Origin of the sequence: Acinetobacter sp. UBA3025 (genome assembly GCF_002367915.1) — a bacterium.
Lineage (GTDB): Bacteria > Pseudomonadota > Gammaproteobacteria > Pseudomonadales > Moraxellaceae > Acinetobacter.
Genome location: NZ_DFDO01000164.1, coordinates 1 through 16,872 on the forward strand (window position 1 = coordinate 1; position 16,872 = coordinate 16,872).

Sequence of the window (16,872 nt, forward strand, 5' to 3'; positions counted from 1 at the left end):
ACTTATTTCAGGACGGGACAGAGACAGACAATAAAAAGGCGTTTACTGAAACGCCTTTTTTTAATTGAGAGTAAGATAATTTAATAATAGGTCTTACTGCCATGCGCATGTAAAAAGGCTGGAATTAAGCCTGTGAGCGCTGCACGGATATCCGCACGCTCATTAATCAATTGATGTGAACCTTCTTCCAGCATTAACAAAGTTTGCAGGCGGAACTTGCGACGGATAAATTCAATATTATAACGCCAGTCCACTGTCTGATCCTGAGCACCTTGAGCTAACCAGACAGGGATACGACAGGCTGGACGTGCTTCCATTTCCAGCATCCAGCGTGACATCGCCAGAATCCAGTCCATGCCCATCATGCGGGGTTGCAAAGGATCTTTGAGGCGGATAAAACGCAGAAATTCAGGATTATGGTTATTACGACGGAAATGACGTGGTACTTCACGCTTGATCCGGCTGATAATGCCGAGTCCGAGCGGATTATGCCACCAGGCAGTTTTAGCCGGACGAATCAACGGTGACAATAACAGCACGCGATCTACAAACGGATTTTCACGTCGTTCTGCAAATTCGAGCAAATGATGCATCCAGATCGCACCACCGGTACTCTGTCCAATACCGACCCATGGTTTAGGTAACTGCTCGGCATGTTTGACATAGCGATATACCGCATGCAAAACCTGCTGATAATGGTCAAAATTCTGGATACTGGCAGATGAACCATCACTCAGACCATGCCCCGGCAGATCATAGGTTAGAACGCTAAAACCCTGTTCCAGCAACTCACGTACGATCGGCTGATAAATTCCGCTATGTTCCAGATATCCATGTAATAGAAACGCCGTTCCCTGAATTTTGTCAAAACGGGTATTTTCTAGATTAGGTGTAAATACTTGCACATGCAGTTTAAACAGCGGCATCTGTACATAGCCCTGCCAATGCTTGCAATCCAGTAAATCAAAACCATACAGTCTGCGATAAGACAACAGATCAATAGTGGGCTGGTCATCCCTATTCAGGTTTAAGGGCTGTAAAAGCTGTGGCGTTGTTTCCCTGCTTGGCACAGGTAAATCCAGCTGTTTCAGGATGGTCGGGTTTAAAAACGGAATATCAGACATTAAGGCACCTCCCGACAGTCACTGGAGCCAAACCACATATCGCGGATAGTGGCCAGCATTTCATAATTGGCACGGCGACTATGATCATAATTTTGTCGACTTGGACGCCAACGGGTCAAGGACTTCGGCATCGGTGCTTCCACTGGAATCGTTTGAATACCATTCAGTGCAAACAGACGACGGGTACGCGGCATATGATAACGGTCGGTAATCAGAATCACAGTCGGGGCCCCACCTTTTTTTTGCAATAATAACGAGCTGAAACGGGTATTTTCACAGGTATTCATGCTGCGGTCTTCAAGCAATTTGGCATCGACATTGTAATTTTGTAACCAGCGCTGCATATACGGCGCTTCCACACCACTCAATACGATCGGTAACTGATACTGTTTTTCAACTGCGAGTGTAGTTTCCAGACGCAAACGGGTATAGTCATTGACCACAATGTCCTTACCATTTTCATGTAAAGTTAAACCACCACCTAAGACCACAATGGCATAAGGTTTAGACTGATTTACCGGTTTCTGTTGCTGCTGTTCTTGCAGTAAAGCCAGATCTTCCTTGATTTCTTCTTTCGCTGTGACCTGAACGGCACTCGCTTCTTCATCTTCCAGAGGATGAGTCGTTAAGAATTCAACATATTGCTCAATGCGTTCCTTGTTTTCATTACTGTCCCATTCCAGCAGTTCGCGGACCTTCTGAGTCGGGTCAACGGCTTCCACAGGTTCTTGCTGGGACAATAAAGGCACTTGTGCAGGCTGGTTCTGTTCTGCTTTTTCTTCCTGCTGTTCACGCTGATGTTCTTCAATCATCTGTTGCAGTACCTTGTAGCGTGCCTGAATCAGCATCAGATTGGCAGAATGATTGTGCTGGATATCCTGCTCCATCACACGCAAATAAGCCTGACGGGCAATCCACTGATCAGAACCCGGTTCAAGCGTATCATCTTCACTCAAGGAAGCCATTTTCTGGCTTTGTGCTGCGACTTCGTTAATTTCAAAGGACACAAATCTGTTGAGTCCCTTAACCACGAGCTGAGAATAAAATGGCGAATAGATCAACATCACCAGACAGCCGAAAAATACAAACAGTCCTGCGACGATTTGTACTAAACGGACCATCCAATGGGTGTTTTTCATATACGTTATTTATCCTGATGAGATCGAATTAAGCCTTTACAATCAAATAATACCGGTTCAGGTTCGAGCATAATCTTGAATTTATCCCAGACTGCCTGCTGTACTGCGCCATAGGTTTGACGGACATCCGTCAGAGAAGCATGACCATAGTTCACCAGAACCAGTGCCTGTTTATGGAACATGCCTACTGGCCCAAGCTGTTTCCCCTTCCAGCCTGCCTGATCAATCAGCCAGCCTGCCGCCATTTTAACCTGATCATTGGCCTGCGGATAATGGGGCAAATTAGAAAAATGCACAGCAATTCGGTCAAAAACCTGTTGATTTACGATAGGATTTTTAAAGAAACTTCCCACGTTTGGAAATTCTTTAGGATCAGGAAGTTTGCTCTGACGAATCCGGATCACCTGCTGCTGCAAGTTTTCTGCTGTGAGATTATCACCCACCGCTGCTTTAAGATCACCATAATTCAGTTTCAGATTTGCCTGTTTTAGTAATTTAAAAGTAACGTGTGTAATCACATAACGTGTTGGATCATCTTTAAAAATACTATGACGATAGGAAAAATGACAGTCTGAAGCAGGAATGGAATCAAATTTTTTCAGCTTACGGTCATAGACCTCTACCGCATGAATAAATTCGCCGACTTCGACACCATATGCCCCAATATTCTGCACTGGAGATGCGCCGACCAGTCCGGGAATCAGGGCCAGATTCTGTAGACCATAGAGTTTCTGTTCTGTCGTCCAGAGTACGAAGTCATGCCAAACTTGGCCCCCACCTACCCGCAGAAATTGATGCTGCTCATTTCCTTCCAGCATTTCAATGCCCTGGATATCCATATGCAGGACGAGTGCATCAATCTGTTCCGGCAATAACATATTGCTACCGCCAGAAAGAATCAGCACATTCAGTTGTTGCTGCTCAGCAAACTCCACTGCAGCAATCAGATCATCAGTTGATTGGATCCGGCTGTAGTAAGCGGCAATCGCTTCGAGATTTAGCGTATTAAAAGGTTTAAGTTGAACCTGAGTCTGAATCTGCATGACTTAAACCTTTTCTGTTTGATGTTGTTTAAAAATTTCTACCCAGGCCCGACTGCTGGACTCACATTGGTTCAGGACACGCTCAAAACCATCTGCCCCGCCATAATATGGATCTGGCAAAGCCTGTTTTGGATAGTGCTGATCATGTTCACTCATTAAAGCAACCTGGGCACGCAGGCGTCCGAATTCTGCCTCTGCCTGATGCTGGAGCGCCTGAATATCTGCCAGATTTTCCAGATCCATCGCTAGAATCAGATCATAATCAATAAAATCATGGGTTTTGAGTTGACGCGCACGCAGGCCAGAAAGATCATAACCCCGTTTTAAGGCATGTTGCTGGCTACGCAAATCAGGTGCTTTCCCCGGATGGTAATTACTGGTTCCTGCTGAGTCGACCACAATATCGAGTTTCTGTTCATCACAATAATGTCTGAGTACCACTTCTGCCGTGGGAGAACGACAAATATTTCCCAAACAAACACATAACACCTTATATGGCGTTCTGGATGACATAAACAACCTCAGAGTTAATCATTTTCAAGATACTTATGTTAAGGTATTTACCTGATGAATCCTATATCACCGCCCCATAATAATTTTGTATTTGCGATAAAAATTAAAGGATAAAGACATGAATCGATTTCAGTTTCAAACCGTTCCCAACATCATCGCCGGCCTCGGCACGATTCAGGAATTATCCTCTATTCTCAAACAGGGCCGTCATCAGCGTGTTTTACTGGTCACTGATCCAGGTATGTTACAGCATCAATTACACCTGCCTATTCTGGAAATTATTGAAGATGCGGGACTGGATTATGCAATTTATTCCGATGTACAGGCCGATCCACCTGAGCATGTAGTGCTTGAAGCAGCAGATTTTGCCAAACAGGAAAATGTCGATATCGTGATTGGCTTTGGTGGTGGCAGCTCTATGGATGTCGCCAAGCTGATTGCAATCTTGAGTCATCCGTCACAGCACCAATCTTTGTCTGATCTGTATGGCGTAAATCAGGCTACTGGCCCCCGTTTGCCCTTGATTTTGGTTCCTACCACTGCAGGTACGGGATCTGAAGTTACTCCGATTTCAATTGTCACTACAGGTGAAACTACCAAAACCGGAATTGTGGCACCGATCCTGTTTGCAGATACTGCTATTCTGGATGCAACCTTTACCCAGAATCTGCCGCCCTTAATTACTGCTGCGACTGGCATTGATGCCATGGTTCATGCTATTGAGGCTTATACCTCTAAAATCAAAAAAAATCCTTATTCCGATATGCTGGCCAAGCATGCTTTGAAACTGTTAAATGCCAATCTTCAACGTGTGCTGGACGATGGGCAGGATCTGGACGCACGTCAAAACATGCTGGTTGGTTCTATGCTGGCAGGTCAGGCCTTTGCCAATGCACCGGTTGGGGCTGTGCATGCACTGGCTTATCCATTAGGTGGGCATTTCCATATTTCACATGGACATAGTAATGCACTGGTATTAACTGAGGTGATGAAATTTAATACGCCGGATGCCAAAGCCCTCTATGCCGAACTGATGTGCTGGTTAGATCCACAAAGCAAAGGCTGCTATGATGGCCTGACTGACCTGTTTATCGATCATTTTAATAATCATCTGGTGAAAAGTGGCTTAACCCTGAAACTTAAACAGTTAGGAATTCCTGAACATATGCTAATGATCATGGCCGAAGATGCCATGAAACAGAGCCGCCTGTTACAGAACAATCCACGTGAACTTACTCTGGAAGATGCTTACAACATTTATCAGGCGATCTATTAGATTTAGGATTATTTTCGACTCAGCAGATCTAGCCACTACAAGTTATTTAAAAATATGAAAGCAGCTCTTAAACAACGCGAACATTATTCATTTTTTCTGCCGATACAGACTCGTTGGGCGGACAATGACCTGTATGGCCATGTCAATAATGTCACTTATTACAGCTATTTTGATACGGCCGCGAATGCCCTTTTGATTCAGGAAGCCGCATTTGATCCCAAATATTCTCCAATGATTGGACTGGTGGTCAGCTCGCAATGCCAGTTCAATCAGGAGCTGTCTTATCCGGAAATTATAGAGGTAGGTGTCGCCATAGAAAAAATGGGGAATAGTTCTCTCAGCTATGATCTGGCAATCTTCAAAATGAACTCTGATACGGCAGCCGCTCAAGGCAGTTTTGTGCATGTGTTTGTCGATCGCTACACACGAAAAAGCACCCCGATTCCAGCTGAAATGCGGGATGCTTTAGCGCGTTTTGTCTCAGCCTAAAATTATTTTATTTCAGCTGAATATTGTGCAATTCACCATCAAACTGTTCCAGCAAGTCACGTACAGCCGGTTCAGCATGCAGCAGCTCTTCTGCGCGTTTAAAAGCGCGTACTTTACGTTCTTGCTGCATGGTATATGGCGTTAACTGCTCTACATCTTCAAACTTCACCTGGAAAATGGTCTGTGGCCATTGTTCCTGCAAAGCTGCTTCCAGATGATGTTGTAGCTGCGACAAAAGCGGCTGATAACGCTCTGGAATATGAAAGACCGATGCTGCATTAATCTGGCCAGTCATGATGCCATACTGAGCCAATTCCTGAACTGCCGGAGATAACTGGCTGTTACGGAACCAGAATTCCCATTTTTCTACCGTCCATTCACCCTGCATATCCTGTACCGGAATTTGCAGAATATCCTGAGGCATCAGATTACGGTCTGTAGAAATATTTGTATTTTCGATCTGAGTAGATGCAACCTCAGTCTGAGTAGAAATTTCTGGCTGGCTTTCATCTGCTTTATGAATCACTTGTTCTGATTCAGGAGCTAAAGCATCCAGACTAAACTCGGATTCTTGTTCTACTGGTGCAGCAGTATCATTTTCAGGAATGAATTCTTCTAAGAGAAAATCATCACTGCTGGCTTCAGGGCTGGATGGAACAGGTTCTGCAGGAACATCGTCAAAACCAAACAGGCTATCTTCCAGGTTTGGATCAAATACAATCTGATCAGACTCAGATTGTTCTACTCTAGTTGATTCAGCTTGTATGACTTGAGGCTCAGAATTGGTTTCTGGCTCGTCTTCATCCAGAAAATCATTCGAAGATGGTTCAGACTGTGCAGTGACTGGATGATTATCCTGATCGTCTTCATAGCCAGCATCTAATGAAAAATCTTCTACAGCAGCTTGAGCAACCGGAGCACTTTCCTGCTGCGTTATCTGATGTTGCTGTGGAACTGATGCAGCAGGTACAGCTTGTGGTATCTGAGCTGTATTGGCTGGAATTTCATTGGGCTGTAGCGGACGGAAGGCTAGCAAACGCAGCACCGTCATCTCAAAGCCTTGCTCCTGCGTAACCGCAAGCTGTAGGTCAGCCCGGCCTTTACAGGCAATCTGATAATACAGTTGCAAATCTTGTGCTGAAATCAAAGCCGATAACTGCATGATCTTTTGATTGATCTCGGCACTGTATTTCAGGCTTAAATCTGGCAGGTATTGTAATAAAGCCAGTTCATGCAAGGTAGAAATCAACTGATCTAATACCAGTGATACATCCAGCGCCTGCTGACGGAATTGCAATAATAATTCGCTAACACGTGCTTTCTGGTTCTGATGAATAGCCAGAATCAGATCATAGATGATGGTTCGGTCGATCAAGCCCAGCATGTCTTTGACATCCTGATGCTGGATAGCCCCCTGACCATAGGCAATCGCCTGATCTGTTAAGGATAAGGCATCACGAAGCGAGCCCTGTGCTGATTCTGCAATCTGCCAGATCGCATCCTGATCAGCCTGAATGCTTTCTTTCGTCAGGATATTGCCCAGATGTTCGGTAATTTCATCGACAGCCAATGGACGCAAAGTGAATTGCAGACAGCGAGAAATAACTGTAATCGGCAACTTTTGTGGATCTGTGGTTGCGAACAGGAATTTGACATGCTCCGGTGGTTCTTCCAGTGTCTTTAATAGAGCATTGAAGGAATGCGTGGACAGCATATGTACTTCATCGATCAGATAAACCTTGAAACGACCCTGAGTTGGCGCATAAGGGACATTGTCCAGCAGCTCACGGGTATCTTCGACTTTGGTACGTGATGCCGCATCGATCTCAATCAGGTCAATAAAACGGCCTTCATTGACGGCGGTACAGGTCGGACATACCTCACAAGGAGTCGAAGTAATACCGGTTTCACAGTTCAAGCACTTCGCCAAAATACGTGCAATCGTGGTTTTACCAACACCACGCGTTCCCGTAAACAAATAGGCATGGTGCAAACGGCCACGCTCCAGTGCGCTGGTTAAGGCACGTGAAACATGGTTTTGACCGACCAATTCGTTGAAATTGCGGGGACGGTATTTTCGCGCAAGTACTTGATACATGTATGCTCCTTTTTACAGGTCTAAGCATACTGTTTTTTTATAAAATAGTGAATGAATTAATCAGTTATGATCTGGAGAGATAGACCTATCAATCTGATTTAAATCAACTATCTCGAAGCTGTTTGCTCCATTTTTATGCCTGACAGGAATATCAGGATAGTTTTTGTATATTTGGAAAATAAAATATCTATTGATCTACCATCTATTTGAGCAGATTAATACAATCTTAAAAATAAAAATTTCTGATCAAAGATAAAGGATTGGGTTGAATCTGTTTAAGCGAATCGCCCTAAAATAAAATCACTCTGCATCTGGTAGCGTTTACCGCTTTTGTCTTCACGGATTTCCAGCACATGCTCTTCCAGATCAACATACAGTAAATTACGAGTCGCTACATTCACCAGCTCAATTTTCTGATGAGAATCATCTTGGAAACGAATCGGGCCACTAAAGGTTTCCACCTCATTATGACCACTCAGGCTTTCACGTTCTAAAGTATAAGTTTGATCTTCGTGCAGAGTTAGCATGACAGCCATGCCCGGACAATCATCACAACGGGACAAGCAGCCCATGCAAGGAGTTGTACCCTGATACTCTCCCGCCCATGCTGGAATCTGTGCCTTGGCTTCAACAATAGTATTTTTAGCTGATTGGGTTTGATCCTGACAACCGAATAAAGCACCGGTTGCCACTAAGGGAATCAGTATTACTTTTTTCATGGTTTCATTTCGCGGCACTGGAATTTGCCACAAAATAGCATATTTTAAATGACTGACTAAACTCCCAAATCAAGGATATTCAGTTAGCGCCAGCCTTTTCTTCCCGTCAATACCGCATCAGCACAGCGCAAAGTTTCCTGCGTCAGCCCCCAAAGACGGTAATCTCCAGTTAATGAACCTGTTGGGAAGTTATGGGTATAGGCAAAACTTAAACCGCGTTCCGGATCACACCAGGCACCAGAACCGTTAAAGCCCATATGACCAAAACCTGTAGAGGCTTTACCCAATGTCAAAATACGGTGATAACCCAGACGCCAGTGCATTGGCACAGGCATCACCCGATCACGACGGGTATATTGCACCTGGCTTAGTCGCTGGAATACTGGAGGTGAAATCAACTGCTGGCCTTGCCAAGCACCGTGATTGGCCAACATCGCATAGATTTTTGCCAGACTGTCTGCAGTAAAGACGCCATTAGCTGAAGGAATAACCGCCTGTAATCCCTCATCACTAAAGAAGCTAAAATTCTTCATGCCTTTAGGAATCATGCCATCCTGAAAATCTTGTGGACTCTGACCACTCCAGACCAGAGCACGCTCCATTAAACCGGGTTTGCGTGTAACTACTCTTTTGCCTTTAGAAGATTGAGATGCAGATTTTGCTTTAAAGATCGGTCGCGCAACTCGAGGCAGTTCATCCAGCGGCACACTAAAATAGGCACCATTTAATTGCAGAGGCTGAACTAAATATTCCTGCATTAATTGGCCTAATGATTTACCGGTTGCCTTTTCCAGTACTCCCCCCACCTGCCAGCCAAAAGTCAAAGGTTGATAAGCGGCATCAGTCGTGGTCTGAAAACGTGGTTCAGCTGCCGCGATCCGCTCCAGCATGTGTGACCAGTCAGCCATTTCAGTGGCATCATCAATGATATTACGGATATCAAACAAACCACTTTGATGGCTTAGCATATGAGCCAAAGTAATCGACCGTTTACCTTTCTGGGCAAATTCAGGCCAGTATTCTGCAACTGATCTGTCATATTCCAGATAACCTTTACTGACCAGAATATGCGCTAGAGTCGCTAGTACACCTTTACCAGTGGAATAGCATAGTGACATGGTATCGGGCTGCCAGTTTTCTGTGACAGACTTCTTCCCGGTATAGATATCGACAACTTTTTGTCCCTGAAAATATACAACAAGTGCCGCACCACCCTGATCAGTACGTGCATCCTGTAAGCGGCTAAACTGACGAGCAAGGTCGCGAAAACGCGTATCTACATTGCCCTGATAATTATGCTGATCCGCAAACAGATAATCTTTGATTGGCTGCATCATTCTATCCATAGAATTTTGATCCCTTAAAATGAAAAAGCCTAAATCGAGTTTAGGCTTTTGATTTAGATTTAAATCGCTTTTACATGGCCGGTCACATGCGGCTTCTGGTTTTTGCTATTCCGGATCAGGAAATCTGTATCATTCGCTGCTTGAGCCGTTAGAAACTCAACTTTAGAAGGCAAGTACATCGGTAGCTTGAACCAGACATCGGCTTCATACGCATCCGGCAATGACAGATTAGCCAGCGCTTTAGCTTTGCTCCACATACCATGTGCAATCGCCTGTTTAAAACCAAAAGCCTTCGCTGTAACGGCATGAATATGAATCAGGTTAAAATCCCCTGAGGTCATGGCATAACGGCGGCCTGTATTTTCTGAAATTTTCCATTCAGTATTCAGCTTATAGTCCGGCGCTTTACTTTCTGCTGATTTTGTAGCAGCTTTAGCATCAGTCTTTTGACGTGAAAGATAAGTCGTTAATGCCTCAACGACGACTTCATCACCCACTTTGACTGTAGTAATAAAATCAAACTGAACGCCTTTGTCATGTGGCTGTAATTCACCAAACTTGCATGACAAGGTTAAAGTCTCATTTACACCGACTTTACGGTATTGCTTCACCTGATTACGGATATGTACCAGTCCTAAAATCGGGAACGGAAATGCTTCCGAGGTCATCATGTGCATTTGCAGACTTTGAGATAGCACGGTCAAATAAATAGCTGGAATATAACCATTATTTTTAAAGCCACATACTTCATTATAGGCTTTTAAATGTTTCTGATCGACCTTGAATGAATCCACCACATATTCAACTTGCGGCATAACTTTTTCAGCTTTCGGCTTTTTAAAAATCAAGCCTTGAATCACTTTTGGATAGGCTAAATAAGGTTTTGGAAGTTGACTAAAATGGCGCGTATTCATACTGAACCTTTGGAAATATTATCTTTATAAAGTGACCTCTCCTGAGCATACTTCAATCATTGTATGAAAGTGAAGCAATGGAGAGGTTTTGAGAATTCTTGGAATTTTCTCTTTAGAATTTTAATCTCCCTGAATTCCCCTTTAAAAGGGGGCTTCTCCTCTCTTTAAGAGAGGTCGGGAGAGATTTCATTAAGCCCCTAATAGGCTTTGACCACAGACACGAACCACGTTGCCATTTAAACCTGTTGAAGCCGTAGAAGCAAACATGGCAATTGTTTCTGCAACATCTACAGGTAGACCACCTTGGCTCATTGAGTTCATACGGCGGCCTGCTTCACGGATTGCAAATGGAATCGCAGCCGTCATTTGTGTTTCGATAAAGCCCGGTGCAACAGCATTAATGGTTATACCATTTTTTAAGGTTGGTGCTGTAAATTTCACCACACCAATCACACCCGCTTTAGACGCTGCATAGTTGGTTTGACCCAGGTTACCTGCAATACCTGAAATTGAGGATACACAGATAATGCGACCATTAGCATTTAGACCATCGTTGGAGATTAAATAGTCATTTACACGTTCAATGGCAGACAGGTTGATGTTAATCACCAGATCCCATAGCTCAGGTTTCATATTGGCCAAAGTCTTGTCGCGGGTAATACCGGCATTGTGCACAATAATGTCCAGACCGCCTTGCTCAGCTGCTGCTGCTTTGATTTTCTCACCTGCATCTGCAGCAGTAATATCGATGGCTAAAGTTGAACCGCCAATTTCGCCGGCTACACGGTCAAGGTCCGCTTGCTGCTGCGGAACATCCAGACAGATAACATGTGCGCCATCACGTGCCAATACATGAGCAATCGCTTCACCAATACCACGGCTCGCACCGGTCACTACAGCAGTTTTACCCGCTAATGGTTTAGTCCAGTCCACATCCACTTTTTCAGCAGGTGAAACACGGATCACCTGACCAGAAACATAGGCAGAACGTGGAGAAACTGCAAAACGTAAAGCAGACTCAAGGTTTGCTTCAGCACCGGCATCTACATAGATCAGGTTCGCTGCAATTCCCTTTTTAAACTCTTTACCAACAGATTTTACAAAACCTTCCAGTGCACGTTGAGCGATTGACTGACTGACTGATTTAGCAGTTTCAGGCGTAGTCCCCACTATCACCACACGGCCAGAACTTTGAATTTGACGCGCAATCGGGTTAAAGAAATCATAAAGTGATTTTAACTGTTCTGAATTTTCGATTCCTGAAGCATCAAAAATGACAACTTTGAATTTTGATTCTTTATCGCCCGGATTAAACGCGCCCAGATTCAGTCCAGCCGATGCAGCAGCCTGTTGCAGTTCAGCATTGTTACCTGCATAACTATTGGCATGAATATTTGCCAGAACCTGAGCAATAGCACCAGTCAAGGTACTTGCCGGTGCTGCTCCAAACAATACCGCACCTTTGACAACTGGTGTAGCAGACTCAAAACGGTCTAAAGAAGTTGGGGATGGCAGACCCAAATTTTTAATGACAAATTTACCAATAGGAGATTTTGCAAAAGTTTGGTACTGATCAGTCATGTTTATTATCTCTCATACAAATTAATTTTTGGTTGATCTAAAGTTATCCTTAAACTTCAGTATGATGCCAGACACTTATATTTCAATAGATCTACCAGTTTCCGCCCAATCATACTTGAGATAACAGGCAGATGACTTGACCTAAGCGCAGTCTGTAATGTCATTGTAGTCAATACAGCCTATCTTCTTCTATGCTAATGTAACTGCCAAGAAGACGATCTATTTGCCTGGTAAAGCCTTATGAGCAAAACAACTCAAGATAATCCAGCAGTCGAGAACTCTGCGACAGAAACTGTGTCAAAACCATCAACGCGTAGCAAGCGTAGCACTAAAAATCCTGATACAGCCAATGCCGCAGAAAAAAGTCCGGCTAAAACCACACGTACACGCAGTACATCTGCACGTACCAAAAAAACGACTTCAAGCCAACAAGATTCAGCATCTATAACACAGACTTCTGTTCAACAGGAACCAAACATGAGCCAAAATACAGTTCGCCGCGTTGCTATTATCGGTGGTAACCGCATTCCATTTGCACGTTCTAACGGTGCTTACTTTACGGCATCCAATACTGATATGTTCACAGCAGCCCTGAATGGTCTGGTTGAACGTTTTAACCTTCAAGGTCAACGCTTAGGTGAAGTGGTTGCAGGTGCTGTACTGAAACACAGCCGCGACTTCAATATGACGCGTGAATGTGTACTGGATACTGCTCTTGCACCGGAAACCCCTGCTTATGACATCCAGCAAGCATGTGGTACTGGCCTTCAAGCGGCCTTCCTGGTCGCGAACAAGATTGCTCTAGGTCAAATCGAAGTGGGAATCGCAGGCGGTGTAGATACGACTTCTGATGCACCCATCGCTTTCGGTGATGGCTTGCGTAAAGCATTACTTGAGCTGAACATTGCGAAAACAGCGAAAGACCGTTTAAAAGCGCTGACTAAAATCAATGTGAAAGACCTGATGGATGCACCAAAAAATGGTGAGCCACGTACTGGCCTGTCTATGGGCGACCATCAGGCGATTACTACACTGGAATGGGGTATTTCTCGTGAAGCGCAAGACGAGCTTGCAGCCTCTTCACATCAAAAAATGGCAGCAGCTTATGAAGAAGGTTTCTTTGATGACCTGGTAACTCCATTCCTGGGTCTTGAACGCGACAACAACTTGCGTCCAGATTCTTCAGTTGAAAAACTGGCGAAACTAAAACCTGCATTCGGTAAAGGCGATGCACGTACCATGACGGCGGGTAACTCTACTCCACTGACTGATGGTGCGTCTTGTGTGCTATTGGCTTCTGAAGAATGGGCTAAAGCAAATGGCCATGAAGTACTGGCTTACCTGACTTTCCAGGAAACTGCTGCCGTTGATTTCGTAGAGAAGAAAGAAGGCTTGTTGATGGCACCTGCTTATGCAGTTCCTCGTATGCTGGAACGTGCTGGTCTAAAACTTCAAGATTTTGACTACTATGAAATTCACGAAGCATTTGCATCGCAAGTACTTTCAACGCTGAAAGCTTGGGAAGATCCAAAATTCTGTAAAGAACGTTTAGGTCTGGATGCTCCTCTAGGTTCAATTGATCGTGCCAAGCTGAACGTAAAAGGTTCTTCTCTTGCTGCAGGTCACCCGTTTGCAGCAACTGGCGGTCGTATTATCGCAACTGCAGCAAAACTGATTAACCAGAAAGGTTCAGGTCGTGTACTGGTTTCGATCTGTGCAGCTGGTGGTCAAGGCGTAACAGCAATTATTGAAAAATAATCCAAGCCTCATATAAAAAAACCGCTCTCTATGAGCGGTTTTTTATTGCAATATTATTAGCGAAGCATTTGAGATTACTCTAGTAAAGACTTAAGTTAAGCTTTTCGGTAGTCTGGTTCCAGCCCCATTTTGGCCTCAAGGTGGTCATAGCACCACTGGAAAATAAAGGTATACACCAGAATACATAATGTCATCGCCAAATCCAGAAGAAAAGCCTGCGCCAGACTGATCTGTAATGCATAAGCTACCATCGGAATCGTGGCCAGCATCAAACCACCCTCAAATCCAATCGCATGAGCAATCCGCACTTTGATTGTTCTTTTAAGACAATGTTTGGCCTCAAACTTTTCAAAATAATGATTAAACAGCATATTCCAGAACATTGAAGTCACAGCCATCGCAATTCCGAGAGCGCCTGTGACCTCAAGCGGCATATGCATGAGCGTACTCAGTAATATGGCAATCACCACCAATAAAATGCCTTCATATAAGGTGGCATGAATCAGTCTTCTTTTTGAAATTAACATTTCAGTTCATCAAGTCAGGAGATAAGGGAATTTTATTTCTTTTAATTTGATTATTCGAGTTAGAATCTATCAATAAAAATGAAAGATGGAATGCATGAATATTAATCAAGAACAGCTGCTGATGTTTAAACTGGTCATGGAAACTGGCTCCTTCTCTGCTGCTGCACGTAAACTTGGTAAGGTTCCTTCTGCAGTGAGCATGTCCATTGCCAATCTGGAAATTGATCTTAATCTGGTGCTATTTGAACGCATTGGCCGTGAACCGAAACCCACCGCACAGGCGCAAGTGCTATATGAAAAAACTGAACAGCTTTTGGTTGAAATTAACCAATGGAAGCAACATGCGCTTGCGCTCAGTTCAGGTCTTGAATCTGAATTAAATATTGTGGTGGTGTCTGAATTACTCCATACCCGCTGGACCGATTATATCGTTTTGCTGGAACGGGAATTTCCAGCCCTGCAAGTTAATGTCTTTAGCGCACCTCAGGAGGATGCTCATTGCATGCTGTTTGAAGGTTCAGCGCAGTTAGCGCTGATGTTTGAACGGGAACAATTAGAAACCCGTGAACAGTTTATAGAATTAAAGCGTGAGGTGCTTGTGGCTGTAGCAGCCAAACAGCATCCATTAAGTCAATTTCACCAGGTTAGCTATGAACAGATTTTACAAAACCGACAGATTGTTGTTGCTAGTCGTGATCGTAGCATTAAGCCGGAACTGCTCTTTTCCCGGAATTACTGGCGCACTGACAATCATCATTCAGCCTGCAACATGATCCAGCAAGGTTTGGGCTGGGGTGTACTTCCTCTGGAAATGATCAATGAACAGCCACATTTACAGGAGCAGTTACAGGTCTTGCAGCTGCTCGATTTCACTCCAAAATTTGAATACTTTGTCGATCTGGTCTGGAGTCGAGAAACTCGACTGGGTACAGCTGCTCATTTTTTGATTAATCACTTGCGTCAGCAGCGAAAAACCGACCATTAATCACAGAAATTCAACGACAGTCTACTTGGTAAGAGGATGATTTATGATATATAAGAATGCATAAGCAATAACCATAGAACTAGATCGTAATGACATTAACTGCATTAAACCAATTAAAAAACTTGACGACCATTGTGGCAGATAGCAGTGATTTAAGCGCAATTGAGAAATTTCGCCCTCTGGATGCAACCACAAATCCATCTCTGATTACTGCAGCAGCGAAACAGCCTGAAAATCAGGCATTGATTGAAGCTGCTTTTCAACAAGCCCAGCAAGAAGGCTATGTGAATAATGCCCTGATTGAACGCACGATTGATATTTTGACCGTCAAATTCGGTGTTGAAATTTTAAAACTGATTGAAGGTCGTGTTTCGACTGAGGTGGATGCTTCCCTGTCTTTTGATACTGAAGCGACCATCGCTAAGGCTAAAGAATTACTCGCGCTGTATGATCAATATGGGATTAATTCTGACCGTATTCTAATTAAGATCGCATCGACTTGGGAAGGCATTCAGGCAGCGAAAGCACTGGAAGAAGAAGGTATCCATACCAATCTGACCTTATTGTTTGGCCAGCATCAGGCCCATGCCTGCGCTGATGCCAAAGTGACTTTAATCTCACCTTTTGTTGGCCGAATTCTCGACTGGTACAAGAAAGCGGAAGGTGTTGAGTTGTATCCAATCGAAAAAGATCCGGGCGTGCTCTCAGTAAAGCGCATTTACGAGTTCTATAAAGCGCATGGGATTAAAACTGAAATCATGGGTGCAAGTTTCCGTAGTATTGAGCAGGTTTTGGGCCTCAGCGGTTGTGATCTACTGACTGTTGCACCAAACTTGCTGGAACAACTGGAAAATGATCAGCGTGAAGTTCAGGCTCAACTTTCAGCCAAAGATATTCAATCTCAAGGTGAACTGAGTCCAATCAGTCATGCCGATTTTGATGCGCAACTGAAACAGGACCAAATGGCCAGTGAATTACTACAAGGTGGTATCGATGGCTTTATCAAGGCACGTGAGCAATTGGCGGCTTTATTAAAGGAAAGTTTTTTGAGCACCACCTAATATTCACAGCGAATTTATAGAATTTCTCAAGGCCGATGTTGCTATAATGCCGCATCGGCTTTTTTCATTTTTGCGAGTTCTTGGTGTTTGGTATCACAGATCTAACGACCTTTATTATTGGGACAACGTTAATTGTGTTACTGCCGGGGCCGAATTCCCTCTATGTCATGTCGATTGCCTCCCGTTTTGGCATCAAGACCGGCTATATGGGTGCCTTAGGGGTTTATACCGGTGACCTGATTCTGATCCTGTGTACGGCGTTAGGCGCAGCCTCTCTACTCCATACGTTTCCCGTGCTG

Annotated in this window: 16 protein-coding genes; 6 read left to right on the top strand and 10 right to left on the bottom strand. The window is 44.1% G+C overall.

Features of this window, described 5'->3' with window-relative positions:
- Nucleotides 1-80: 80 nt before the first annotated feature.
- From B4J23_RS06800 to B4J23_RS06815, 4 genes are read right to left on the bottom strand one after another with little or no spacing between them, the layout of a single operon-like run.
- On the bottom strand, nucleotides 81-1,124 hold the full coding sequence (locus tag B4J23_RS06800) for an alpha/beta hydrolase (RefSeq protein ID WP_005236036.1): 1,044 nt from the start codon (nucleotides 1,122-1,124) through the stop codon (nucleotides 81-83).
- On the bottom strand, nucleotides 1,124-2,263 hold the full coding sequence (locus B4J23_RS06805) for a YdcF family protein (RefSeq protein WP_291359518.1): 1,140 nt from the start codon (nucleotides 2,261-2,263) through the stop codon (nucleotides 1,124-1,126). Before B4J23_RS06805 ends, B4J23_RS06800 begins: the two co-directional genes overlap by 1 nt.
- Before the next feature lie 5 nt (nucleotides 2,264-2,268).
- Nucleotides 2,269-3,306 (bottom strand): UDP-N-acetylmuramate dehydrogenase, encoded by a 1,038-nt coding sequence (gene murB, locus B4J23_RS06810; protein WP_291359520.1) that lies wholly within the window; start codon nucleotides 3,304-3,306, stop codon nucleotides 2,269-2,271.
- A 3-nt stretch (nucleotides 3,307-3,309) separates the two neighbouring features.
- Nucleotides 3,310-3,819: a low molecular weight protein-tyrosine-phosphatase gene (locus B4J23_RS06815; RefSeq protein ID WP_004783908.1), complete on the bottom strand. Its 510-nt coding sequence runs from the start codon at nucleotides 3,817-3,819 to the stop codon at nucleotides 3,310-3,312.
- Nucleotides 3,820-3,937: 118 nt separating this feature from the next.
- Here B4J23_RS06815 and B4J23_RS06820 point away from each other — a divergent pair, with 118 nt between their 5' ends.
- Nucleotides 3,938-5,095, top strand: a complete 1,158-nt coding sequence (locus B4J23_RS06820) for an iron-containing alcohol dehydrogenase (RefSeq protein WP_291359524.1) — start codon at nucleotides 3,938-3,940, stop codon at nucleotides 5,093-5,095.
- 54 nt (nucleotides 5,096-5,149) lie between these two features.
- Nucleotides 5,150-5,584 (top strand): acyl-CoA thioesterase, encoded by a 435-nt coding sequence (locus B4J23_RS06825; RefSeq protein WP_104425981.1) that lies wholly within the window; start codon nucleotides 5,150-5,152, stop codon nucleotides 5,582-5,584.
- A gap of 7 nt (nucleotides 5,585-5,591) precedes the next feature.
- On the opposite strand, the gene dnaX is transcribed toward B4J23_RS06825, so the two are convergent.
- The 5 genes from dnaX to B4J23_RS06850 all read right to left on the bottom strand — a co-directional run bounded on the left by dnaX (nucleotide 5,592) and on the right by B4J23_RS06850 (nucleotide 12,242).
- Complete coding sequence (gene dnaX, locus B4J23_RS06830; protein ID WP_291359526.1) at nucleotides 5,592-7,682, bottom strand: DNA polymerase III subunit gamma/tau; 2,091 nt, start codon at nucleotides 7,680-7,682, stop codon at nucleotides 5,592-5,594.
- 275 nt (nucleotides 7,683-7,957) lie between these two features.
- The gene (locus B4J23_RS06835; protein WP_004783916.1) at nucleotides 7,958-8,401 is read right to left on the bottom strand and encodes a copper resistance protein NlpE N-terminal domain-containing protein; all 444 of its coding nucleotides are present in this window, start codon (nucleotides 8,399-8,401) and stop codon (nucleotides 7,958-7,960) included.
- Nucleotides 8,402-8,484: 83 nt separating this feature from the next.
- Nucleotides 8,485-9,747 carry a serine hydrolase domain-containing protein gene (locus B4J23_RS06840; RefSeq protein WP_291359529.1) on the bottom strand — a complete coding sequence of 421 codons (1,263 nt, stop codon included), beginning with the start codon at nucleotides 9,745-9,747 and terminating at the stop codon, nucleotides 8,485-8,487.
- A gap of 59 nt (nucleotides 9,748-9,806) precedes the next feature.
- Nucleotides 9,807-10,661, bottom strand: a complete 855-nt coding sequence (locus B4J23_RS06845) for a MaoC family dehydratase (RefSeq protein ID WP_291359530.1) — start codon at nucleotides 10,659-10,661, stop codon at nucleotides 9,807-9,809.
- A 189-nt stretch (nucleotides 10,662-10,850) separates the two neighbouring features.
- Nucleotides 10,851-12,242 (bottom strand): 3-oxoacyl-ACP reductase, encoded by a 1,392-nt coding sequence (locus B4J23_RS06850; RefSeq protein ID WP_004783922.1) that lies wholly within the window; start codon nucleotides 12,240-12,242, stop codon nucleotides 10,851-10,853.
- Nucleotides 12,243-12,482: 240 nt separating this feature from the next.
- Here B4J23_RS06850 and B4J23_RS06855 point away from each other — a divergent pair, with 240 nt between their 5' ends.
- Entirely contained in the window at nucleotides 12,483-14,000 is a 1,518-nt protein-coding gene (locus B4J23_RS06855; RefSeq protein ID WP_166135004.1) for an acetyl-CoA C-acetyltransferase, read from the top strand.
- A 95-nt stretch (nucleotides 14,001-14,095) separates the two neighbouring features.
- On the opposite strand, the gene aceI is transcribed toward B4J23_RS06855, so the two are convergent.
- Nucleotides 14,096-14,527: a chlorhexidine efflux PACE transporter AceI gene (gene aceI / locus B4J23_RS06860; protein ID WP_004783926.1), complete on the bottom strand. Its 432-nt coding sequence runs from the start codon at nucleotides 14,525-14,527 to the stop codon at nucleotides 14,096-14,098.
- Between the two features lie 94 nt (nucleotides 14,528-14,621).
- Between aceI and B4J23_RS06865 the strand changes: the two genes are divergently transcribed.
- The 3 genes from B4J23_RS06865 to B4J23_RS06875 all read left to right on the top strand — a co-directional run.
- On the top strand, nucleotides 14,622-15,512 hold the full coding sequence (locus B4J23_RS06865; protein ID WP_291359534.1) for a LysR family transcriptional regulator: 891 nt from the start codon (nucleotides 14,622-14,624) through the stop codon (nucleotides 15,510-15,512).
- 89 nt (nucleotides 15,513-15,601) lie between these two features.
- A complete protein-coding gene (gene tal, locus B4J23_RS06870; protein ID WP_291359536.1) occupies nucleotides 15,602-16,573 on the top strand; it encodes a transaldolase in 972 nt (323 codons plus the stop codon).
- An 83-nt stretch (nucleotides 16,574-16,656) separates the two neighbouring features.
- Nucleotides 16,657-16,872: LysE family transporter (locus tag B4J23_RS06875; RefSeq protein ID WP_291359537.1), on the top strand; the 216-nt coding region annotated here is incomplete at its 3' end.